At 69.5% G+C, this 22,109-nt stretch carries 19 protein-coding genes; 17 read left to right on the top strand and 2 right to left on the bottom strand.

The window, feature by feature from the left end; translation table 11 throughout:
• Nucleotides 1-54 precede the first annotated feature (54 nt).
• Entirely contained in the window at nucleotides 55-747 is a 693-nt protein-coding gene (locus BFF76_RS08630; protein WP_031093074.1) for a demethylmenaquinone methyltransferase, read from the top strand.
• A 12-nt stretch (nucleotides 748-759) separates the two neighbouring features.
• On the opposite strand, the gene BFF76_RS08625 is transcribed toward BFF76_RS08630, so the two are convergent.
• Nucleotides 760-1,278 (bottom strand): GNAT family N-acetyltransferase, encoded by a 519-nt coding sequence (locus BFF76_RS08625; protein ID WP_031093073.1) that lies wholly within the window; start codon nucleotides 1,276-1,278, stop codon nucleotides 760-762.
• Nucleotides 1,279-1,374: 96 nt separating this feature from the next.
• Between BFF76_RS08625 and BFF76_RS08620 the strand changes: the two genes are divergently transcribed.
• Both BFF76_RS08620 and mptB read left to right on the top strand, forming a co-directional pair.
• On the top strand, nucleotides 1,375-2,658 hold the full coding sequence (locus tag BFF76_RS08620; protein ID WP_031093072.1) for a geranylgeranyl reductase family protein: 1,284 nt from the start codon (nucleotides 1,375-1,377) through the stop codon (nucleotides 2,656-2,658).
• Nucleotides 2,659-2,700: 42 nt separating this feature from the next.
• Entirely contained in the window at nucleotides 2,701-4,182 is a 1,482-nt protein-coding gene (mptB, locus tag BFF76_RS08615) for a polyprenol phosphomannose-dependent alpha 1,6 mannosyltransferase MptB (RefSeq protein ID WP_065847859.1), read from the top strand.
• Nucleotides 4,183-4,248: 66 nt separating this feature from the next.
• Here the strand turns inward: mptB and BFF76_RS08610 are convergent, their stop codons facing one another.
• Nucleotides 4,249-5,073 carry a C40 family peptidase gene (locus BFF76_RS08610; RefSeq protein ID WP_053930559.1) on the bottom strand — a complete coding sequence of 275 codons (825 nt, stop codon included), beginning with the start codon at nucleotides 5,071-5,073 and terminating at the stop codon, nucleotides 4,249-4,251.
• An 892-nt stretch (nucleotides 5,074-5,965) separates the two neighbouring features.
• On the opposite strand from BFF76_RS08610, the gene BFF76_RS08605 reads away from it, so the two are divergent.
• Genes BFF76_RS08605 through nuoN form a run of 14 tightly spaced genes read left to right on the top strand, consistent with a single transcriptional unit; the run spans nucleotide 5,966 to nucleotide 22,053 of the window.
• Nucleotides 5,966-6,325 carry an NADH-quinone oxidoreductase subunit A gene (locus tag BFF76_RS08605; RefSeq protein WP_031093067.1) on the top strand — a complete coding sequence of 120 codons (360 nt, stop codon included), beginning with the start codon at nucleotides 5,966-5,968 and terminating at the stop codon, nucleotides 6,323-6,325.
• Between the two features lie 18 nt (nucleotides 6,326-6,343).
• Nucleotides 6,344-6,898: a NuoB/complex I 20 kDa subunit family protein gene (locus BFF76_RS08600; RefSeq protein WP_014154689.1), complete on the top strand. Its 555-nt coding sequence runs from the start codon at nucleotides 6,344-6,346 to the stop codon at nucleotides 6,896-6,898.
• On the top strand, nucleotides 6,895-7,605 hold the full coding sequence (locus BFF76_RS08595; protein WP_031093065.1) for an NADH-quinone oxidoreductase subunit C: 711 nt from the start codon (nucleotides 6,895-6,897) through the stop codon (nucleotides 7,603-7,605). The genes BFF76_RS08600 and BFF76_RS08595 overlap by 4 nt, the downstream gene beginning before the upstream one ends.
• Nucleotides 7,605-8,981: an NADH-quinone oxidoreductase subunit D gene (locus BFF76_RS08590; RefSeq protein WP_053930558.1), complete on the top strand. Its 1,377-nt coding sequence runs from the start codon at nucleotides 7,605-7,607 to the stop codon at nucleotides 8,979-8,981. The genes BFF76_RS08595 and BFF76_RS08590 overlap by 1 nt, the downstream gene beginning before the upstream one ends.
• A 29-nt stretch (nucleotides 8,982-9,010) precedes the next feature.
• Nucleotides 9,011-9,826 carry an NADH-quinone oxidoreductase subunit NuoE gene (gene nuoE, locus BFF76_RS08585; protein WP_031093063.1) on the top strand — a complete coding sequence of 272 codons (816 nt, stop codon included), beginning with the start codon at nucleotides 9,011-9,013 and terminating at the stop codon, nucleotides 9,824-9,826.
• A complete protein-coding gene (nuoF, locus tag BFF76_RS08580) occupies nucleotides 9,826-11,199 on the top strand; it encodes an NADH-quinone oxidoreductase subunit NuoF (protein WP_031093061.1) in 1,374 nt (457 codons plus the stop codon). The genes nuoE and nuoF overlap by 1 nt, the downstream gene beginning before the upstream one ends.
• Nucleotides 11,196-13,703: an NADH-quinone oxidoreductase subunit G gene (locus tag BFF76_RS08575; RefSeq protein ID WP_065847857.1), complete on the top strand. Its 2,508-nt coding sequence runs from the start codon at nucleotides 11,196-11,198 to the stop codon at nucleotides 13,701-13,703. The genes nuoF and BFF76_RS08575 overlap by 4 nt, the downstream gene beginning before the upstream one ends.
• On the top strand, nucleotides 13,700-15,133 hold the full coding sequence (gene nuoH, locus BFF76_RS08570) for an NADH-quinone oxidoreductase subunit NuoH (protein ID WP_053930556.1): 1,434 nt from the start codon (nucleotides 13,700-13,702) through the stop codon (nucleotides 15,131-15,133). Before BFF76_RS08575 ends, nuoH begins: the two co-directional genes overlap by 4 nt.
• On the top strand, nucleotides 15,126-15,722 hold the full coding sequence (nuoI, locus tag BFF76_RS08565) for an NADH-quinone oxidoreductase subunit NuoI (RefSeq protein WP_078850584.1): 597 nt from the start codon (nucleotides 15,126-15,128) through the stop codon (nucleotides 15,720-15,722). Before nuoH ends, nuoI begins: the two co-directional genes overlap by 8 nt.
• Nucleotides 15,719-16,573 carry an NADH-quinone oxidoreductase subunit J gene (locus BFF76_RS08560; RefSeq protein WP_031093056.1) on the top strand — a complete coding sequence of 285 codons (855 nt, stop codon included), beginning with the start codon at nucleotides 15,719-15,721 and terminating at the stop codon, nucleotides 16,571-16,573. Before nuoI ends, BFF76_RS08560 begins: the two co-directional genes overlap by 4 nt.
• Nucleotides 16,570-16,869 (top strand): NADH-quinone oxidoreductase subunit NuoK, encoded by a 300-nt coding sequence (nuoK, locus tag BFF76_RS08555; protein WP_014154680.1) that lies wholly within the window; start codon nucleotides 16,570-16,572, stop codon nucleotides 16,867-16,869. Before BFF76_RS08560 ends, nuoK begins: the two co-directional genes overlap by 4 nt.
• 12 nt (nucleotides 16,870-16,881) lie before the next feature.
• A complete protein-coding gene (nuoL, locus tag BFF76_RS08550; protein WP_031093055.1) occupies nucleotides 16,882-18,777 on the top strand; it encodes an NADH-quinone oxidoreductase subunit L in 1,896 nt (631 codons plus the stop codon).
• 4 nt (nucleotides 18,778-18,781) lie between these two features.
• Nucleotides 18,782-20,392: an NADH-quinone oxidoreductase subunit M gene (locus tag BFF76_RS08545; RefSeq protein ID WP_031093050.1), complete on the top strand. Its 1,611-nt coding sequence runs from the start codon at nucleotides 18,782-18,784 to the stop codon at nucleotides 20,390-20,392.
• Complete coding sequence (gene nuoN, locus BFF76_RS08540; RefSeq protein WP_199831590.1) at nucleotides 20,389-22,053, top strand: NADH-quinone oxidoreductase subunit NuoN; 1,665 nt, start codon at nucleotides 20,389-20,391, stop codon at nucleotides 22,051-22,053. Before BFF76_RS08545 ends, nuoN begins: the two co-directional genes overlap by 4 nt.
• The last annotated feature ends 56 nt before the right edge of the window (nucleotides 22,054-22,109 follow it).

Here is a 22,109-nt window from a genome sequence, read left to right as displayed (position 1 = left end):
GGGCCGTCCCACGCCGCCGCGAGGGACGGCGGGCGGGGCTGCTTGAATGGGAGGGTGACCCGAGCATCCCTGGACAAGCAGCCGCACGAAGTCGCCTCGATGTTCGACGACGTGGCGGCGAACTACGACCTCACCAACGACGTGCTGTCGCTCGGACAGGCGCGGCTCTGGCGCAAGGAGGTCGCCCGGGCGGTCGACGCCCGCCCGGCCCAGAAGATCCTCGACCTGGCGGCCGGTACGGCCACCTCCTCGCAGCCGTTCGCCCGGGCCGGTGCCTACGTGGTGCCCTGCGACTTCTCGATCGGGATGCTCAGGGTCGGCAAGGAGCGCCACCCGTGGATGCCGTTCACCGCGGGTGACGGCACGAAGCTCCCGTTCAAGGACGAGACCTTCGACGCGGTCACGATCTCCTTCGGGCTGCGCAACATCCAGGACACCGACGCCGCACTGAGCGAGCTGTACCGGGTCACCAAGCGCGGCGGCCGGGTGGTGATCTGCGAGTTCTCCCAGCCGACCTGGGCGCCCTTCCGGACCGTCTACACCGAGTACCTGATGCGCGCGCTGCCGCCGGTGGCGCGGGCGGTGTCCTCCAACCCGGACGCCTACGTCTACCTCGCCGAGTCGATCCGTGCCTGGCCCGACCAGGCCGGCCTCGCGTCGCTGCTGCGGAAGGCCGGCTGGTCGAAGGTGGCCTTCCGCAACCTCACCGGCGGCGTGGTGGCGCTCCACCGGGGCGTGCGCGACTGACCGGGCGGCGGCTCAGAGCTCCAGCCGGAAGCAGTACGCCTCCTGGTCCGTCAGCGGGATGGTGTACGACTCCGCCTGCCGCATGCCGAGCCGTTCGGCCAGCGCCGCCGATCGGGCGTTTCGCGTGTTGACCATCGCCACGACCTCCCGCAGCCCGAGAGCCCTGAGCCGTTCCAGCGTGACCCGTGCGGCGGCCGTCGCGTAACCGTGCCCCCACGACGCCCGGCCCAGCCGCCAGCCGATCTCGACCTCTCCCACCGGGCCGAACGACTCGTGCGGCCACGGCTGGGCGCCCGTGAAGCCGAGCACCTGGCCGGCGTCGTCCAGCACCGTCCACAGGCAGTGGCCGAGCTCCGCGTCGTGCCGTCGCTGGCGAGCGGTCAGCTCGTCGTAGACGGAGTACTCCGCCGAGCGGCCGCCGTGGAACTCCATGACCTCCGGGTCGTCGAACACCCGGTACCAGGCGACGGCGTCCTCGTCGGTGGGGACGCGCAGATGTACGGACGGCGTCGAGTCATGTGCGTGCGGCATCGGGAGCCCTTCGGGAGGTTGATCAGCAGGCACCCATAGACTGCACGTGACATGTGCCGCGCGGCACGCGAATTCGAGTCTTCGGGAGATCCGACCGTGACCGAGCCCCTCTCCGAGCACAGCGCGGACGTGATCGTCGTCGGAGCGGGCCCAGCCGGCTCCACGACCGCGTACTACCTCGCCAAGGCCGGACTCGACGTCCTTCTCCTGGAGAAGACGGCCTTCCCGCGAGAGAAGGTCTGCGGCGACGGTCTCACCCCGCGCGCGACCAAGCAGCTCGTCTCCATGGGCATCGACATCTCCGAAGAGGCCGGCTGGCTGCGCAACAAGGGCCTGCGCATCATCGGCGGCGGCAGCCGCCTCCAGCTGGACTGGCCGGACCTCGCCTCGTACCCGGACTACGGTCTGGTCCGCAAGCGTGACGACTTCGACGAACAGCTGGCCCGCCAGGCCCAGAAGGCGGGCGCGCGGCTCTACGAGCGCTGCAACGTCGGCGAGCCGGTCAAGGACGAGCGCACCGGCCGTATCACCGGAGTCCACGCCAAGCTCGGCGAGGAGAAGACCCCGGTCACCTTCCACGCCCCGCTGGTCGTCGCCGCCGACGGCAACTCCACCCGGCTGTCGCTCCACATGGGCCTGCACCGCCGCGAGGACCGCCCGATGGGTGTCGCGGTCCGCACGTACTTCACCTCGCCCCGCCACGACGACGACTACCTGGAGTCCTGGCTGGAGCTGTGGGACCGCCGCGGCGCCGAGGACCGCCTGCTGCCCGGTTACGGCTGGATCTTCGGCATGGGCGACGGCACGTCCAACGTCGGCCTCGGCATCCTCAACTCCTCGTCGGCGTTCAAGGAGCTCGACTGGCGCGAGGTGCTCAAGGCGTGGTGCGCTTCGATGCCGGAGGACTGGGGCTACACCCCCGAGAACATGACGACGCCGATCCGCGGCGCCGCACTCCCGATGGCCTTCAACCGCCAGCCGCACTACACCAAGGGCCTGCTGCTCGTCGGGGACGCGGGCGGGCTCGTCAACCCCTTCAACGGCGAGGGCATCGCGTACGCCATGGAGTCGGGCCAGATCGCCGCGGACGTCATCGTCCAGGCCCACGCCCGCGCCACCCCGGCGCAGCGGGAACTGGCCCTGCACAACTACCCGAAGATCCTCAAGGACACCTACGGCGGCTACTACACGCTGGGCCGCGCCTTCGTGAAGATGATCGGGAACCCGAAGGTCATGAAGATCGCCACCCAGCGCGGTCTGACCCACCCGGTCCTGATGAAGTTCACGCTGAAGATGCTCGCCAACCTCACCGACCCGACGGGCGGCGACGCCATGGACCGCATCATCAACGGGCTTTCGAAGGTCGCTCCGAAGGCCTGACCGCCGAGGCCCCGGCCGCCCGCCCTGCGATAGGTTCGGGCCATGGGGGCGACAGGGGCATGGACCACCCGCGGTCACCGCCGGCTCGGCACGGCCGGGTCGGCGGCGGTAGCACTGGGCGGCTGGGCCGTCGGCACGCTGCCGGCCCACGACCCGTGGGGACTGTGGGTCCCCCACGGGACCGCGGTGACCGCCGCCGGCTACGCACTGGCGTACGGCGGCCTGACGGTGCTCGTCGTCGCGTGGTGGCTGCACGGGAGAGCGGGCGCCTCCGTACGCGACACCCTCGTCACCCTCGCGTGGTGGACGGCCCCGCTGGTCCTCGCGCCCCCGCTGTACAGCGCGGACGTCTACAGCTACATCGCGCAGGGCGCCATGGTCCTCGAAGGACACGACGTCTACAGCGTGGGGCCGTCCGTCCTCGACCCCGGCGGGCCGGGCGGGGACGCGGCGGCGAGCGTCGGCGGGCACTGGACGGACACCCCGGCGCCGTACGGGCCGTTCTTCCTCCTCCTCGCGCGCGGCGTTGCCTGGGCGAGCGGCGGCACCATCGTGCCCGCCGTGCTGGGGATGCGCCTGATCGCCCTCGGATCGCTGGTGCTGATCGTCTGGGCCCTGCGCAACCTCGCCCGGGAGCACGGCCGCGGCGAGAGCACCGCGCTGTGGCTCGGGGCGATGAATCCGCTGCTGCTCATCCACGTGGTCGGTGGCGTCCACAACGACGGGCTGATGACGGGCCTCATGCTGGCCGGCGTGCTGCTCGCCCTGCGGGGGAGGTGGATCACCGGGTCGGCGGTCATCGGGCTGGCCATGATGGTCAAGTCGCCCGCGGCGGTGGCGCTGCTGTTCGTCGGCGTCCTGGTGGGCCGGGCCGCGAGCGGTCCGGCCGTACGCAGGGTGGCGAAGGGGCTTCTGGCACCCGGGCTGGTCGCCGGGGCCGTCGTCGTCGGCGTGACGTTCCTCGGCGGTACTGGCTTCGGCTGGCTCGGGACGCAGAGCGTCGCGGCACGCATCCACACCGCGCTGTCCCTCAGCAGCGACCTCGGCCTCGGACTGGGCGAACTCCTGCGGCTGACGGCCGGAACCGACCCGGATCCGGTCAAGGCCGCGGTGCAGAACCTGGGGCTGCTGGTCGCCCTGGCGCTGATCGCCCGTCTCGCCTGGCACGCGACGACCGGGCGCATGGAACCCGTTCGTGCCCTGGGCCTCGCGCTGCTGGTCCTCGTCGCGCTCTCGCCGATGGTGCAGCCCTGGTATCTGCTGTGGGCCACGGCGGTGATCGCCGCCACCGCGAGCGGCGGCCGGGCCATGGGCACGGTGACCGTGCTGTCGGCGGCGCTCGTCTACGAGACGCAGCCCTCGGGCTCGACCCCGCCGTACGGTTTCGTGCTGGCGGCGCTCGTCTGCGCGGCGGGCGTGGTGCTCCTGCGCAGGGAACGGGCCGGCCGGGAGCGGGGACGAGTGCCGGGCCAGCGTCTGCCGGCGGAAGCCGCCGTGGAGGCGGGCGCGCCCACGGCACGATGACGGGCCGTCACTCCGAGCGGTGGAGTGACGGCCCGCGGTCGTGCCCGGGTGTGCGGAGCTTGTGAATCAGAGAACGCGGACCGCGCCCGACGGCGGGTCGTAGTCCAGGGTCTGCTGCACGACACCGGTGCTGGAGTTCTGCGCACCGACGAACTCGCCGCCGCCCACGTAGATCCCGACGTGGTAGGCGCTGCCCGCGCCGCCCCAGTACAGGATGTCGCCGGGCTGGAGGTTGTCGAGCGAGACCTGGGTCCCGGCCGTCGACTGGCTCTGCGAGACGCGCGGAAGGTCGATGCCCACGGAGCCGAAGGCGGCCTGGACCAAACCCGAGCAGTCCCACGAGTTCGGGCCCGTGCCGCCGGAGACGTACGCGTCGCCGACCTGGGACTGCGCGAACGCGATGACGGACGCGGCGGACCCGGTGGCGCTGGAGGACGACGGCGTGGAGGAGGACGAGCCGGTGGACGCGCTGAGCGTGGTGCGCTCGGCGGAGCGGGACGCGCGCTCGGCGGCCTCCGCCTTGGCCTTGGCCTCTGCTTCGGCGGCTGCTTCGGCCTTCTTCTTGGCCTCGGCCTTGCGGACCGCCTCGGCCTTGGCCTTCTCGGCGGTCTTGGCAGCTGTGGTGGCGGCGGCGTCCTCGTGGGCCTGGATCTCCAGGTCGAGGGCGACCGCCTTGGTTGCCTGCGCGGACGCGGCGACGGATGCGGAGAGCCCGGACGTGATGGTGGGCATCTCGATGGTCTGGGTCACCGGCTCGGCCTGAGCCGGACCGGCTGCACCCGCGATCGCGATGGTGCTGAGCATGCCACCGGCAACTCCTGCCCGCAGGGCCGTCTTCGAGGCACTCTGGCGGGGCTTCCGGTGGCTGGGTATGTGAGCGGTGTGGGACATGGGTACTAGCGCTATCAGGGCTGTAGGGGTCCCATCAAGAAACGTGTGTTGCGACACAGTTACGTTCGGAATCTGTGAATCCGCTTATTGGGGGCCTTTATTGACGCCCTAACGGGCAAATCGGGCACCCGTGTGCACCCCTGTGATCACGGCGTTCTTTCAATACGCCCGAATTGCCCGTCGCTTACCATCTGTTCACACGGTTGGCCAAGCCCGCTTGTCTTGAAGCAGGCATGGAGTGATGCAGGTCACAGCATGGCTCTTCCGTGAGAGGCAACCGCGCGGTCGCGCGCCGCGTGCGGGGCGAGGCCGGCCGCGCTCGCCCGGCGGTCTGACCTATTGGTGAGTCATGTCCGTTTGTGGGGCCGACTGTCGGGAGCCCCGCCCGGGGAACCCTCGTGCCCCTCGAGCCCCTCGCGTCCCGGGCCGCGTGCCGCGCGCTCGTCCCGCGTCGCCGTGCGCCCGGAAGTTCGTGAATGCGCGCGCATTGTCCACATCGGTACCGGAGGCCCCCCGTCCGAGTGGCTGCCTCGTGATGCCGGTTCCTATATCACCAGCCCCGCGTCCACCGCCAATTTGCTTGTACGGTCCGTCGATTGATAGTGCCGTGGGTCTTTGACCAGCGGTAACGCCGCAAGATGTCACGTCTCGTAACCGCACGGCCGCTTCGCGTACGAAGATCACCGCTCATCCGACTTCATGATCGTTCGTCAGGTGGTGGAGATCACAAAGACGGTGGCGTACCCCGTGTCGCAGATCACAGGACGGCAGGCATAGGATGCGGGGCAGTCGGGCTTGTGAACTGCCTCACATGTGCACGATCTTGGTGAGGTGGCGAGCCGGTCGCCCGATGCGGTCCAACGGTCAAGGACGACTGGAAGGAGCGAGGAGCGTGAATGCCTACGCGCCCATCCTCGTGCTCGGCGCCCTGGGGGCAGGGTTTGCGATCTTCTCCGTGGTGATGGCCACGCTTATCGGCCCCAGGCGTTACAACCGGGCAAAGCTCGAAGCGTACGAGTGCGGTATCGAACCCACCCCCACTCCAGCCGGAGGCGGCCGTTTCCCCATCAAGTACTACCTGACGGCGATGCTGTTCATCGTCTTCGACATCGAGATCGTCTTCCTCTATCCCTGGGCGGTCACCTTCGACGCCCTGGGGATCTTCGGGCTCGTGGAGATGCTGCTCTTCGTGCTCACCGTCTTCGTCGCCTACGCGTATGTGTGGCGCCGGGGCGGCCTGGAATGGGACTGAGGGGCTGAGGGGCACACCATGGGACTCGAAGAGAAGCTGCCGAGCGGCTTCGTGCTGACCACTGTCGAGCAGGCCGCCGGCTGGGTACGGAAGTCCTCCGTCTTCCCGGCCACCTTCGGCCTCGCCTGCTGCGCCATCGAGATGATGACGACCGGCGCAGGACGGTACGACCTGGCCCGGTTCGGGATGGAGGTCTTCCGCGGTTCGCCGCGGCAGGCGGATCTGATGATCGTCGCGGGGCGGGTGAGCCAGAAGATGGCGCCCGTCCTGCGGCAGGTCTACGACCAGATGCCGAGCCCCAAGTGGGTCATCTCCATGGGGGTTTGCGCGTCATCGGGCGGAATGTTCAATAACTACGCAATTGTTCAGGGTGTTGATCATATTGTTCCGGTCGACATCTATCTGCCGGGATGCCCGCCGCGTCCCGAGATGCTGATCGACGCCATCCTCAAGCTCCACCAGAAGATCCAGGGCTCCAAGCTCGGGGTCAACGCGGAGGAGGCCGCCCGCGAGGCGGAGGAGGCGGCTCTCAAGGCACTCCCCCTGATCGAGATGAAGGGGCTGCTGCGGTGAGCGAGGAACAGAACGGCAACGGGGTGCCCGCCCCGCGCGACGACACAGGTGAGGTCATCGGCGTACGCAAGGGGATGTTCGGCGCCGACAACGGCGGCGACACCTCCGGCTACGGCGGGCTCGTCCGCACGGTGACCCTTCCGGGAGCATCCTCCCGGCCCTACGGCGGCTGGTTCGACGAAGTGGCCGACGAGCTGGAAGGGGCCCTGGAAGAACAGGACCTGCTCCCCGCCGCCGCCATCGAGAGGACGGTCGTCGACCGGGGCGAGATCACCTTCTACATCGCCCGTGAGCACCTGCTCCAGGTCGCCCGCACCCTGCGCGACGACCCGGCCCTGCGCTTCGAGCTGTGTACGGGCGTCAGCGGTGTCCACTACCTGGGGGACAAGGGGCGCGAGCTGCACGCGGTCTACCACCTGCGCTCGCTCACCCACGGGCGGCTGATCCGCCTGGAGGTGTCCGCCCCGGACAGCGACCCGCACATCCCGTCGCTCGTCGAGGTCTATCCGGCCAACGACTGGCACGAGCGCGAGACCTACGACTTCTTCGGGCTGATCTTCGACGGGCACCCCGCCCTGACGCGGATCATGATGCCGGACGACTGGCAGGGCTTCCCGCAGCGCAAGGACTACCCGCTCGGCGGCATCGCCGTCGAGTACAAGGGCGCCCAGATCCCGGCTCCGGACCAGCGGAGGTCGTACAGCTGATGTCTACTCCCCGTTCCCACCCGTCTCCCGGCCACCACCCCACATCGGGTCCCTCCGGGACGCCCCTTTCCGATGCCCGCGCCACGACCGAGGGGACTGTATATACAGTCACCGGCGGCGACTGGGACGAGGTCGTCGAGTCCGCCGCCAAGTCGGACGACGAACGCATCATCGTCAACATGGGTCCTCAGCACCCGTCCACGCACGGCGTGCTGCGGCTGATCCTGGAGATCGACGGCGAGACCGTCACCGAGGCCCGCTGCGGCATCGGCTACCTCCACACCGGCATCGAGAAGAACCTCGAATTCCGGAACTGGACGCAGGGCACGACCTTCGTCACCCGCATGGACTACCTCACCCCGTTCTTCAACGAGGCGGCGTACTGCCTCGGGGTCGAGAAGCTCCTCGGCATCGAGGACCGGATCCCCGACCGGGCCACCGTCCTGCGGGTGCTCCTGATGGAGCTCAACCGGATCTCCTCGCACCTGGTGTGCATCGCCACCGGCGGCATGGAGCTCGGCGCCACGACGATCATGATCTACGGCTTCCGCGATCGTGAACTCGTCCTCGACCTCTTCGAGCTGATCACCGGCCTCCGCATGAACCACGCGTTCATCCGGCCCGGCGGCCTCGCCCAGGACCTGCCCATGGGCGCGGTCGACCGGCTCCGCGAGTTCGTGAAGACCATGAAGAAGAACCTGCCGGAGTACGACAAGCTCGCGACCGGCAACCCCATCTTCAAGGCCCGTATGCAGGACGTCGGATACCTCGACCTGACCGGCTGCGTGGCGCTCGGCGCCACCGGCCCGGTCCTCAGGTCCGCCGGGCTCCCGCACGACCTGCGCAAGACCGATCCGTACTGCGGCTACGAGACGTACGACTTCGACGTGCCCACCGCGGACACCTGCGACGCCTACGGCCGCTTCCTCATCCGGCTGGAGGAGATGCGCCAGTCGCTGAGGATCGTCGAGCAGTGCCTGGAGCGGCTCGAGCCGGGACCGGTCATGGTCGCCGACAAGAAGATCGCCTGGCCCGCGCAGCTCGCGCTGGGACCCGACGGCCTCGGCAACTCGCTCGACCACATCAAGAAGATCATGGGCACCTCCATGGAGGCCCTGATCCACCACTTCAAGCTGGTGACCGAGGGCTTCCGGGTCCCGGCCGGGCAGGCGTACACCGCCATAGAGTCCCCCAAGGGCGAACTCGGCGTGCACGTCGTCTCGGACGGCGGCACGCGCCCCTTCCGGGTCCACTTCCGTGACCCGTCCTTCACCAATCTCCAGGCCATGGCGGCGATGTGCGAGGGCGGCCAGGTCGCCGACGTCATCGTCGCCGTCGCGTCCATCGACCCTGTGATGGGAGGCGTCGACCGGTGACCGCGTCCAACAAGGAAGTCAGCCTGGGGATGCCGCAGCTCCCCGCCCCCGCCTACCCGGCCGAGGTGCGCGCCAAGCTCGAAGCTGACGCGAAGGAGGTGATCGCCCGCTACCCCGGCAGCCGCTCCGCGCTGCTGCCGCTGCTGCACCTGGTGCAGTCCGAGGAGGGGTACGTCTCCCGTACGGGCATGGCGTTCTGCGCCGAACTGCTCGGCCTGACCACCGCCGAGGTCACCGCGGTCGCCACCTTCTACACGATGTACCGGCGCCGGGCCGGCGGTGACTACCAGGTCGGGGTCTGCACCAACACCCTGTGCGCGGTCATGGGCGGCGACGCCATCTTCGACCGGCTCAAGGACCACCTGGGCGTCGGCAACGACGAGACGACCGAGGACGGCAAGGTCACCCTCGAACACATCGAGTGCAACGCGGCCTGCGACTTCGCCCCCGTCGTGATGGTCAACTGGGAGTTCTTCGACAACCAGACTCCGGAGAGCGCGACGCGGCTCGTCGACGACCTGATCGCCGGCCGGACCGTCGAGCCCACCCGTGGCGCGCCGCTGTGCACCTACAAGGACACGGCACGCATCCTCGCCGGCTTCCCCGACCAGCGCCCCGGCGCGGTCGGGGCGAGTGGCGGAGCGGGCGCCGCCTCCCTGGTCGGGCTGAAGCTCGCCAAGGGCGGGACCGGCTCGCAGACGCGCGTGGTCGGACCCCGGGGCGAGGCCCCGGGCGACCAGCCGCAGAAGGGCGCCGAGCACCTCAGCTCGCACGACGCACCGCAGCAGACCTCGGCCTCCGACCCGGAGCACCCGGCCGGGCCCGCAGCCGAGGAGGGGGAGTGATGACCTTGGCAGCCGAGATCGACAAGAACGGGACCAGCCCGGAGAAGCTCCTGTCCCCGGTCCTCTCCGCCTTCTGGGACGAGCCGGAGTCCTGGACGCTGGAGACCTACCACCGCCACGACGGGTACGAGGGTCTGCGCAAGGCCCTGGCCATGCCGCCCGACGACCTCATCGCGTACGTCAAGGACTCCGGTCTGCGCGGACGCGGCGGCGCGGGTTTCCCCACCGGGATGAAGTGGCAGTTCATCCCGCAGGGCGACGGCAAGCCGCATTACCTCGTCGTCAACGCCGACGAGTCGGAGCCGGGGACCTGCAAGGACATCCCGCTCCTCTTCGCGAACCCGCACAGCCTCATCGAGGGCATCGTGATCGCCTGCTACGCGATCCGCTCCTCCCACGCCTTCATCTATCTGCGCGGCGAGGTCGTCCCCGTACTGCGGCGGCTGCACGAGGCCGTACGCGAGGCGTACGAGGCGGGCTACCTGGGGAAGGACGTCCTGGGCTCGGGGCTCGACCTGGAACTCACCATCCACGCGGGCGCGGGCGCCTACATCTGCGGTGAGGAGACCGCGCTGCTCGACTCGCTCGAAGGACGTCGCGGCCAGCCCCGGCTGCGTCCGCCCTTCCCCGCCGTCGCCGGTCTGTACGCCTGCCCCACCGTCGTGAACAACGTCGAGTCCATCGCCTCGGTTCCCGCGATCCTGAACAAGGGCAAGGACTGGTTCAGGTCGATGGGCAGTGAGAAGTCCCCGGGCTTCACGCTGTACTCGCTCAGCGGACACGTCACCAGCCCCGGCCAGTACGAGGCCCCGCTCGGCATCACCCTGCGCCAGCTGCTCGACATGAGCGGCGGTATCAGGGCCGGGCACCGTCTGAAGTTCTGGACACCCGGCGGCTCCTCCACCCCGATGTTCACCGACGAACACCTCGACGTGCCCTTGGACTACGAGGGCGTCGGCGCAGCCGGTTCCATGCTCGGCACCAAGGCGCTGCAGTGCTTCGACGAGACCACCTGCGTGGTGCGGGCCGTCACCCGCTGGACCGAGTTCTACGCCCATGAGTCCTGCGGCAAGTGCACTCCCTGCCGCGAAGGCACCTACTGGCTCGTCCAGCTGCTCCGCGACATCGAGGCGGGCAAGGGCGAGATGACCGACCTCGACAAGCTGAACGACATCGCCGACAACATCAACGGCAAGTCCTTCTGCGCACTCGGCGACGGTGCCGCCTCGCCCATCTTCTCCTCGCTGAAGTACTTCCGCGAGGAGTACGAGCAGCACATCACCGGCAAGGGCTGCCCCTTCGACCCCGCACGGTCGACCCTCTGGGCCGACGGCAAAGACGACAAGAACGCTCACCGGGGGGTGAACGCATGACAGTCACCACGAGTGCGCCCTCCGGGGGCGGCGAGGCGTCCGTTCCGCCCGAGGACCTCGTCACGCTCACGATCGACGGCATCGAGATCAGCGTGCCCAAGGGCACCCTGGTCATCCGCGCCGCCGAACTGCTCGGCATCGAGATCCCGCGCTTCTGCGACCACCCGCTCCTCGACCCGGCCGGCGCCTGCCGGCAGTGCATCGTCGAGGTCGAGGGCCAGCGCAAGCCGATGGCGTCCTGCACCATCACGTGCACCGACGGCATGGTCGTGAAGTCGCAGATCACCTCGCCGGTCGCGGAGAAGGCCCAGAAGGGGGTGATGGAGCTCCTGCTCATCAACCACCCGCTGGACTGCCCGGTCTGCGACAAGGGCGGCGAGTGCCCCCTGCAGAACCAGGCGATGTCGCACGGCGGCGCCGACTCCCGCTTCGACGGGAAGAAGCGCACCTTCGAGAAGCCCGTCCCCATCTCCACCCAGGTGCTGCTGGACCGCGAGCGGTGCGTGCTCTGCGCACGCTGCACCCGGTTCTCCAACCAGGTGGCGGGCGACCCGATGATCGAGCTGATCGAGCGCGGCGCGCTCCAGCAGGTCGGTACCGGCGAGGGCGACCCCTTCGAGTCGTACTTCTCCGGCAACACCATCCAGATCTGCCCGGTCGGGGCGCTCACCTCGGCGGCGTACCGCTTCCGCTCCCGGCCCTTCGACCTGGTGTCGACGCCCTCGGTGTGCGAGCACTGCGCCGGCGGCTGCGCCACCCGGACCGACCACCGGCGCGGCAAGGTCATGAGGCGGCTCGCCGCCAACGACCCCGAGGTCAACGAGGAGTGGCTCTGCGACAAGGGCCGCTTCGGCTTCCGCTACGCCCAGCAGCGCGACCGGCTCACCACGCCGCTCGTCCGCAACGCCGACGGCGTGCTGGAGCCGGCGAGCTGGCCCGAGGCGCTGGAGGCGGCGGCGGCCGGTCTCTCGGCGGCGCGCGGCAGGACCGGGGTCCTCATCGGCGGCCGGCTGACCGTCGAGGACGCCTACGCGTACAGCAAGTTCGCGCGGGTCGCCCTCGACACCAACGACATCGACTTCCGGGCCCGCGTCCACAGCGGTGAGGAGGCCGACTTCCTGGCCTCGCGGGTCGCCGGACGCGGACGGGACCTCGACGGCAGCGGGGTCACCTACACCGCTCTTGAAAAGGCACCGGCGGTCCTGCTGGCCGGCTTCGAGTCCGAGGAGGAGGCGCCCGGCGTCTTCCTGCGGCTCCGCAAGGCCCACCGCAAGCACGGGCAGCGGACGTTCGCGCTCGCCTCGCACGCCAGCCGCGGCCTGGAGAAGGCGGGCGGCACTCTGCTCCCCGCCGCGCCCGGCACCGAGACCGAATGGCTGGACGCCCTCGCGGGCGGGGTCGGTCTGGAGGGTGACGGAGCCGTCGCGGCCGAGGCGCTGCACGGTGAAGGCGCCGTGATCGTGGTGGGCGAGCGGCTCGCCGCCGTCCCCGGCGGGCTGACCGCCGCCGTGCGCACCGCCGCGGCGACCGGCGCCGCACTGGTGTGGATCCCGCGCCGGGCCGGCGAACGCGGCGCACTGGAGGCGGGCGCGCTCCCGTCGCTGCTGCCCGGCGGACGTCCCGCGACGGACCCCAGGGCCAGGGCGGAGGTGGCGTCCGTCTGGGGCGTCGCCGAACTCCCCGCGGGCTTCGGCCGCGACACCGGCCAGATCGTGGAGGCCGCGGCCACCGGCGAGCTGGGCGCGCTGCTGGTCGCCGGAGTCGACCCCGAGGACCTGCCCGACCCGGCGGGGGCGCTGAAGGCGCTGGACGAGGTCGGCTTCCTGGTCTCGCTGGAGCTGAGGCCCGGCGCGGTCACCGAGCGCGCCGACGTGGTCCTTCCCGTGGCGGCCGTCGCGGAGAAGCCCGGCACCTTCCTCAACTGGGAGGGCAGGGCGCGGATGTTCGAGGCCGCGCTGAAGCCCGAGCAGATGCCGAGGACGCTCTGCCCGACCGACGCGCGGGTGCTGCACATGCTGGCCGACGCGCTCGACGTACACCTCGGACTGCCCGATCTGCGGGCGGCCCGCCGTGAGCTCGACCGCCTCGGCGGCTGGGAGGGCGGCCACGCCGACGACCCGCGGGCGAACTCCGTCCCGGTCCCCCGGCCCGGCGACGGCGAGGCGGTCCTCGCGGGCCACCGGATGCTGCTCGACAGGGGCCGGCTCCAGGAGGGCGACCAGGCGCTGGCCGGCACCCGGCACGCGGCCGTCGCCCGGCTGTCCCCGGCCACCGCTGCCGAGTCCGGTGTGAAGGACGGCGATCTGCTGGCCGTCACCGGCCCCGCCGGCACCACCGAACTCCCCCTGGCGGTGACCGAGATGCCGGACCGCGTGGTGTGGGTGCCGCTCAACTCCGTCGGCCGGGGCGTCCCCGCCGACACCGGCGCCCAACCCGGCGGACTGGTCCGGATCGGTCCGGCCGCCCCGGGCTCCCACGTCGTGACTACGGAGGTAGGAGAGTGACCGGCCTCGCCCAACTCGCCGCGGCACCGCAGGGCGCCGTCCTCGCAGCCGAGGACCTCTCCATGTTCGGCACGGACCCCTGGTGGCTCGTCGTCGTCAAGGCGGTCTTCTGCTTCGCGTTCCTGATGCTGACCGTGCTGTTCTCCATCGTGTGGGAGCGCAAGGTCGTCGCCTGGATGCAGCTGCGCATCGGCCCCAACCGGCACGGGCCCTGGGGCATGCTCCAGTCGCTCGCCGACGGCATGAAGCTGATGCTGAAGGAAGACGTCGTCGTCAAGCGGGCCGACAAGGTCGTCTACATCCTGGCCCCGATCGTCGCCGCCGCCCCGGCGTTCATGGCGATCGCCGTGATCCCGTTCGGTCCCGCCGGCAACGAGGTGTCGATCTTCGGACACCGTACGACGATGCAGCTGACCGACCTGCCGATCGCGATGCTCTACATCCTCGCGGTCGCCTCCGTCGGCATCTACGGCATCGTGCTGGCCGGCTGGTCCTCCGGATCGACGTACCCGCTGCTCGGCGGGCTGCGCTCCTGCGCCCAGATGATCAGCTACGAGATCGCGATGGGCGCCGCCTTCGCCTCGGTGTTCCTCTACTCCGGCTCGATGTCCACGTCGGAGATCGTGGCGGCACAGGAGGACCGCTGGTTCATCCTCCTGCTGCCGGTCTCCTTCATCATCTACATCATCACGATGGTCGGCGAGACGAACCGGGCCCCGTTCGACATGCCGGAGTCCGAGGGCGACCTGGTCGGCGGCTTCAACACCGAGTACTCCTCGATCAAGTTCGCGATGTTCATGCTCGCCGAGTACGTCAACATGGTCACCGTCTCCGCGGTCTCCGTGACCCTGTTCCTGGGCGGCTGGCGGGCTCCGTACCCGATCAGCACCTTCTGGGAGGGCGCGAACCACGGCTGGTGGCCGATGCTCTGGTTCGTCCTCAAGGTGCAGCTGCTCCTCTTCTTCTTCATCTGGCTGCGCGGCACCCTGCCCCGCGTCCGCTACGACCAGCTGATGAAGCTCGGCTGGAAGGTCCTGATCCCGGTCTCCGTGGTCTGGCTGATGCTGGTCGCCACCGTCAGGGCGCTGAACAACGAGGGCTACGACTACTCGAAGATCCTGCTGTACGTCGCCGGAGCCGTCATCGCGGTCCTGCTGATCTCCTTCGTCGCCGACACCTTCCGCGACCGGAGGACCAGAGCCGCCGAGGAGGCGGCCGGACCGGAGCCCGCGTTCGACCCGATGGCCGGCGGATACCCGGTACCGCCGCTGCCCGGCCAGACGCTGCCGCCGGTGCCGCGCCGCAGGCCACGAGGCGAGCGGGAGCTCGTTGTCAGTGGCGGGCCGGACACTCGGAGTGACGATCCCGTGAGTGCCGGCAGTCCGAGTGCCGGAAGTTCGAGTGACGGAAGGGAGGCCGACGGTGTCTGAGTCATCGGAACCCTCAGGAGAGAAGTTCCAGAACCCTGTGGCCGGCTTCGGCGTGACCTTCAAGGCCATGTTCAAGAAGCGGCTGACCGAGCAGTACCCGGAGACGCCGAAGGTGACGGCGCCGCGCTTCCACGGCCGGCACCAGCTCAACCGTCACCCGGACGGTCTGGAGAAGTGCGTCGGCTGCGAGCTCTGCGCCTGGGCGTGTCCGGCGGACGCGATCTACGTGGAGGGCGCGGACAACACGGACGAGGAGCGCTACTCCCCGGGAGAGCGCTACGGCCGCGTCTACCAGATCAACTACGCGCGCTGCATCCTGTGCGGGCTCTGCATCGAGGCGTGCCCCACCCGGGCACTGACGATGACCAATGACTTCGAGCTCGCCAACACCACCCGCGAGAGCCTCATCTACACCAAGGACGAGCTGCTCGCGGGACTTGAGGAAGGCATGGTCGACAGCCCGCACGCGATCTTCCCCGGCATGGACGAACAGGACTACTACCGCGGTCTGGTGACCGAGGCCGCTCCCGGTACGGAGCGCCAGACCGCCGTCTCCAAGGGAGAGTCGGACCAGGGGGTGGACGCGTGAGCGCCACCCTGGCCGCAGCGGTCACCACCACCTCGACCGGCGAGGCCGTCCAGTTCTGGATCCTCGGCACCGTCGCCGTCATCGGCGCGCTCTCCACCGTCCTGATGAAGAAGGCGGTGCACAGCGCGCTGTCACTCGCCGGCACCATGATGGTGCTGGCGGTCTTCTACCTCGCCAACGGCGCCTACTTCCTGGGCATCGTCCAGATCGTCGTCTACACCGGCGCGATCATGATGCTGTTCCTCTTCGTGGTCATGCTCGTCGGTGTCACGGCGGCGGACTCGCTGAAGGAGACGCTCAAGGGCCAGCGCTGGCTGGCCGCCGCCTGCGGACTCGGCTTCGGCATCCTTCTGATCGCCGGAATCGGACAGGCGTCCCTGCGGACGTTCAACGGTCTGGGGACGGCGAACGCCCGGCACGGCGGAAACGTCGAGGGGCTCGCCAACCTCATCTTCACCAAGTACGTCTTCGCGTTCGAGATCACCGGCGCCCTGCTGATCACGGCGACCGTCGGCGCGATGCTGCTCACGCACCGCGAGCGCACCGAACGCGCCAAGACACAGCGGGAGCTCTCCCAGGAGCGGGTGCGCAGCAGTCACCTGCCGCCCCTGCCGGCCCCCGGCGTCTACGCCCGGCACAACGCCGTGGACATCGCGGGACTGCTCCCGGACGGCACCCCGTCCGAGCTCACCGTCATGCAGACACTGCGGCAGCGCGGCCAGATCCGCGACGTGTCCAGCGAGTCGCTCGCCGACCTCAAGGCGCTCGAACAGCGGTCCGGTGAGCGGCTCGGCCGCGACCGCGGACCGGAACGTGACCCTGCGGAAGAAGAGGAGGAGGTCGCCAAGTGAACCCGGTCAACTACCTCTACCTCGCGGCCCTTTTGTTCACGATCGGCGCCTCCGGCGTACTGATCAGGCGGAACGCGATCGTGGTGTTCATGTGCGTCGAGCTGATGCTCAACGCCTGCAACCTCACGCTCGTCGCGTTCTCCCGGATGCACGGCAACCTCGACGGACAGATCATCGCCTTCTTCACGATGGTCGTCGCCGCCGCGGAGGTCGTCATCGGGCTCGCGATCATCGTGTCGCTCTTCCGCTCCCGCCACTCGGCCTCGGTCGACGACGCCAGCCTGATGAAGCTGTAAGGGGTCGGAATCGTGGAAAACCTGATTGCGCTGCTGGTCGCGGCGCCCCTGCTCGGAGCGGCGGTCCTGCTCTGCGGCGGCCGCCGGCTCGACCGGGCCGGACACTGGATCGGCACGGTGCTCGCCGCCGCGTCGTTCGTCATCGGTGCCGTGCTGTTCACCGACATGCTCGGCAGGGGCGCCGAGGACCGCGCCCTGCACCAGCACCTGTACAGCTGGATCCCCGTCGAGGGGTTCCAGGCCGACGTGGCCTTCCAGCTGGACCAGTTGTCGATGACGTTCGTACTGCTGATCACGGGTGTGGGCACGCTGATCCACATCTACTCCATCGGCTACATGGAGCACGACGAGCGGCGGCGCCGCTTCTTCGGCTATCTGAACCTGTTCCTCGCGGCGATGCTCATCCTGGTCATCGCCGACAACTACCTGCTGCTGTACGTCGGGTGGGAGGGCGTCGGTCTGGCGTCGTACCTGCTCATCGGCTTCTGGCAGCACAAGCCCAGCGCGGCCACCGCCGCCAAGAAGGCCTTCCTGGTCAACCGGGTCGGCGACATGGGCCTGTCCATCGCGATCATGCTTATGTTCACCACCTTCGGTACGTTCGCCTTCGGGCCGGTGCTGGAAGCGACCGGGGACACGAGCGAGGGCAAGCTCACCGCGATCGGCCTGATGCTGCTCCTCGCCGCCTGCGGCAAGTCGGCCCAGGTGCCGCTGCAGTCCTGGCTCGGTGACGCGATGGAGGGCCCGACCCCGGTCTCGGCCCTCATCCACGCCGCCACCATGGTGACCGCGGGCGTCTACCTCATCGTCCGCTCCGGCGCCATCTTCAACGGGGCGCCCGACGCACAGCTGGCCGTCGTGGTCGTCGGTGCCGTCACGCTGCTCTTCGGTGCGATCGTCGGTTGCGCGAAGGACGACATCAAGAAGGCCCTTGCCGGGTCGACGATGTCGCAGATCGGCTACATGATCCTCGCCGCGGGCCTCGGCCCCATCGGCTACGTCTTCGCGATCATGCACCTGGTGACGCACGGCTTCTTCAAGGCCGGGCTCTTCCTCGGGGCCGGCTCGGTCATGCACGGCATGAACGACGAGGTCGACATGCGGAAGTACGGCGGCCTGCGGAAGTTCATGCCGGTCACCTTCCTCACCTTCGGTCTCGGCTACCTGGCGATCATCGGCTTCCCCGGTCTGTCCGGCTTCTTCTCCAAGGACATGATCATCGAGGCGGCCTTCGCCAAGGGCGGTACCGAGGGATGGATCCTCGGCTCCGTCACGCTGCTGGGCGCCGCGATCACCGCGTTCTACATGACGCGCGTGATGCTGCTGACCTTCTTCGGCGAGAAGCGCTGGCAGCCGGACGCCGAGGGCCACGAGCCGCACCCGCACGAGTCACCGAAGTCCATGACGATCCCGATGATCGTGCTGGCCTTCGGGTCGGTCTTCGCCGGAGGCTTCTTCTCCATCGGCGACCGGTTCGTGCACTGGCTGGAGCCCGTCACCGGACACGACCACGGACACGCCCCGGTCAGCGCGACCACCGTCACCGCCGCCACCATGGTGGTGCTCGTCATCGGTGTCGCCGTCGCCTGGGTCATGTACGGGCGCAAGCCCGTCCCCGTCGTCGCCCCGCGCGGCTCCCTGCTCACCAGGGCGGCCCGCCGGGACCTCCTCCAGGACGACTTCAACCACGTGGTCCTGGTGCGCGGCGGCGAACACCTCACCCGCTCCCTGGTCTACGTCGACCACACCCTGGTCGACGGCGTCGTCAACGGCACGGCCGCCTCGATGGGCGGGCTCTCCGGCCGGCTGCGCAAGCTGCAGAACGGCTACGCCCGCTCCTACGCGGTCTCGATGTTCGGCGGTGCGGCGGTACTCATCGCCGCGACCCTGCTGATGAGGGCGGTCTGATCCCATGTCCTTTCCCCTCCTGACAGCGACGGCCGCGCTCCCGGCGATCGGTGCCATCGCCACCGCAGCCGTCCCGGCCGCCCGTCGCACGGCGGCCAAGTGGCTCGCCCTGACCGTCTCGCTGGCGACGCTCGTCCTCGCGGGCATCGTGTTCGCCCGCTTCGAACCGGGCGGCGAGCGCTACCAGCTCACCGAGTCGCACGCCTGGATCAAGGACTTCGGCGTCCGCTACGAACTGGGCGTCGACGGCATCGGGGTGGCGCTCCTCGCGCTCACCGCGCTGCTGATCCCCTTCGTCATCCTGGCGGGCTGGCACGACGCCGACCCTTCCCCAAGCTCTCAACTCCGTTCGAGCAGGGGAGGCCCCAACGAGACGAACCCGTATCACTGGCGCCCGACCCAGGGCTTCTTCGCCCTGATCCTCATGGTCGAAGCGATGGTGGTCCTCTCCTTCGTGGCCACCGACGTCTTCCTCTTCTACATCCTCTTCGAAGCCATGCTCATCCCGATGTACTTCCTCATCGGCGGCTTCGGGGACCGGGCGCACGCGGGCAGCGACGAGAACGCGGCGGCGCAGCGCAGCTACGCCGCGGTGAAGTTCCTCCTCTACAACCTGGCCGGCGGGCTCATCATGCTGGCCGCCGTCATCGGGCTCTACGTCGTCGCGGGGAGCTTCTCGCTCTCCGAGATCGCCGAGGCGAGGGCCGACGGATCGCTGGACATGGCGACCTCCACCGAGCGGTGGCTGTTCCTCGGGTTCTTCTTCGCCTTCGCGGTGAAGGCCCCGCTGTGGCCGCTGCACACCTGGCTGCCCAACGCCATGGGTGAGGCGACCACTCCGGTGGCCGTCCTGATCACCGCGGTCGTCGACAAGGTCGGCACCTTCGCGATGCTCCGCTTCTGCCTCCAGCTGTTCCCGGAGGCCAGCAAGTGGGCGACGCCGGTGATCATCGTCCTGGCGCTGATCTCCATCGTCTACGGCGCCCTGCTCGCGGTCGGCCAGCGCGACATCAAGCGGCTCATCGCCTACGCGTCGATCTCGCACTTCGGCTTCATCGTGCTCGGCATCTTCGCGATGACCAGCCAGGGCCAGTCGGGCGCGACCCTCTACATGGTCAACCACGGACTCTCGACCGCGGCGCTGATGCTGGTCGCCGGCTTCCTGATCACCCGGCGGGGCTCGCGCCTCATCGCCGACTACGGCGGGGTGCAGAAGGTGGCGCCCGTCCTTGCGGGAACCTTCCTCATCGGCGGCCTGGCCACCCTCTCGCTGCCCGGCCTGGCGCCGTTCGTCAGCGAGTTCCTGGTCCTGGTCGGTGTGTTCAGCGCGTACCCGGTGGCCGGTGTCGTCGCCACAGTCGGCATCGTGCTCGCCGCGCTCTACGTCCTCGTCCTCTACCAGCGGACGATGACGGGACCGGTCAGGGAGGGGATCGGGGGCATGCCCGATCTCAAGGTCCGTGAGCTGGCGGTGGCGCTTCCGCTGATCGCCCTGCTGATCTTCCTGGGCGTCTTCCCGAAGCCGCTCACCGAGGTCGTCAACCCGGCGGTGCAGCACACCATGCAGGACGTACAGAAGAAGGACCCCCAGCCCGAGGTGGAGGCCGCCAAGTGAGCGCAACAGCTGTCCACAGTCTGTGGACCATGGCGGGGGAGGTGACATCCGCCGCCCCGGGCGACAGGTTCACCGCACCGACCATCGAGTACGCCCAGCTGGCACCCGTCCTGATCGTGATCGGTGCCGCCGTCCTCGGAATCCTGGTCGAGGCCTTCGTCCCGCGACGGGCCCGCTACACCACCCAGGTGTTCCTGACGGTCGTCGCGATCGCCGCGGCGTTCGCCGCGGTGGTGGGTCTCGCAGCCGACGGGTACGCGACGAAGAACGCGCAGATCGCCGCGATGGGCGCCGTCGCCGTCGACGGACCCGCCCTGTTCCTGCAGGGCACCATCCTGCTCGTCTCCATGGTCTCCGTCTTCACGTTCGCCGAACGGCGCCTGGACCCGGCCTCGCACGGCAACCGCGTGGACTCCTTCGCCGCACAGGCCGGTTCGGTGCCCGGCAGCGACGGGGAGAAGGCCGCGGTCAAGGCCGGATTCACCACGACCGAGGTCTTCCCGCTGGCCCTCTTCTCCGTGGCGGGCATGCTCGTCTTCCCGGCGGCCAACGACCTCCTGACGCTCTTCATCGCGCTCGAGGTCTTCTCCCTCCCGCTCTACCTCCTGTGCGCCGTCGCCCGCCGCAAGCGGCTGATGTCGCAGGAAGCCGCCGTGAAGTACTTCCTGCTCGGCGCCTTCTCCTCGGCGTTCCTGCTCTTCGGGATCGCCCTGCTCTACGGCTACGCGGGCACCGTCTCCTACGCCGGCATCGGAGACGTCGTCGACGGCTCCGTCCAGCAGATCGACCCGGCCCTCGCCGGCACCATGGGCAACGACGCGCTGCTGCTGATCGGCGCGGCGATGATCCTCATGGGCCTGCTCTTCAAGGTCGGAGCGGTCCCCTTCCACATGTGGACCCCGGACGTCTACCAGGGAGCCCCGACCCCGGTCACCGGCTTCATGGCGGCGGCCACGAAGGTCGCCGCGTTCGGCGCGCTGCTGCGCCTGCTGTACGTGGTGCTGCCCGGCCTCACCTGGGACCTGCGCCCCGTCATGTGGGGTGTCGCGATCGTCACGATGCTGGGCGGGGCGATCGTCGCGATCACCCAGACCGACATCAAGCGCCTCCTGGCCTACTCCTCGATCGCGCACGCGGGCTTCATCCTCGCCGGTGTGATCGCGGCCAGCCCCGAGGGCATCTCGTCCGTCCTCTTCTACCTGGCCGTGTACTCCTTCGTGACCGTCGGCGCCTTCGCGGTGGTCACGCTGGTGCGTGACGCGGGCGGCGAGGCGACGCACCTGTCGAAGTGGGCCGGGCTGGGCCGCCGCTCACCGCTGACCGCGGCGGTCTTCGCGGTGTTCCTGCTCTCCTTCGCCGGCATCCCGCTCACCTCGGGCTTCTCCGGGAAGTTCGCCGTGTTCAAGGCGGCGGCGGACGGCGGCGCGAGCGGCCTCGTCGTCGTCGGTGTGATCTCGTCGGCCATCGCCGCCTTCTTCTACATCCGGGTCATCGTGCTGATGTTCTTCAGCGAGCCGAAGGCGGACGGCCCCACGGTCGCCGTCCCGTCCCCGCTGACGATGACCACGATCGCGGTCGGAGTGGCCGTGACCCTGGTGCTGGGGCTGGCCCCGCAGTACTTCCTCGACCTGGCGAGCCAGGCGGGAGTGTTCGTGCGGTAACGGTGAGAACGCGCTGCGACGCCGGACGGGCCTTGGAAAGTCAAGCCCGTCCGGCG

Source organism: Streptomyces mutomycini (assembly GCF_001700505.1).
Lineage (GTDB): Bacteria > Actinomycetota > Actinomycetes > Streptomycetales > Streptomycetaceae > Streptomyces > Streptomyces mutomycini.
The sequence above is the reverse complement of the archived record's forward strand: the minus strand, read 5'-3'. Positions and strand labels throughout refer to the sequence as shown.

Coding starts and splice junctions, on each gene's coding strand:
- BFF76_RS08610 (WP_053930559.1), bottom strand. CDS start 5,073: ATGTCCCACACCGCTCACATACCCAGCCACCGGAAGCCCCGCCAGAGT.
- nuoE (WP_031093063.1), top strand. CDS start 9,011: ATGCCGCAGCTCCCCGCCCCCGCCTACCCGGCCGAGGTGCGCGCCAAG.
- BFF76_RS08545 (WP_031093050.1), top strand. CDS start 18,782: ATGTCCTTTCCCCTCCTGACAGCGACGGCCGCGCTCCCGGCGATCGGT.
- BFF76_RS08575 (WP_065847857.1), top strand. CDS start 11,196: ATGACAGTCACCACGAGTGCGCCCTCCGGGGGCGGCGAGGCGTCCGTT.
- BFF76_RS08625 (WP_031093073.1), bottom strand. CDS start 1,278: ATGCCGCACGCACATGACTCGACGCCGTCCGTACATCTGCGCGTCCCC.
- mptB (WP_065847859.1), top strand. CDS start 2,701: ATGGGGGCGACAGGGGCATGGACCACCCGCGGTCACCGCCGGCTCGGC.
- BFF76_RS08600 (WP_014154689.1), top strand. CDS start 6,344: ATGGGACTCGAAGAGAAGCTGCCGAGCGGCTTCGTGCTGACCACTGTC.
- nuoF (WP_031093061.1), top strand. CDS start 9,826: ATGACCTTGGCAGCCGAGATCGACAAGAACGGGACCAGCCCGGAGAAG.
- BFF76_RS08590 (WP_053930558.1), top strand. CDS start 7,605: ATGTCTACTCCCCGTTCCCACCCGTCTCCCGGCCACCACCCCACATCG.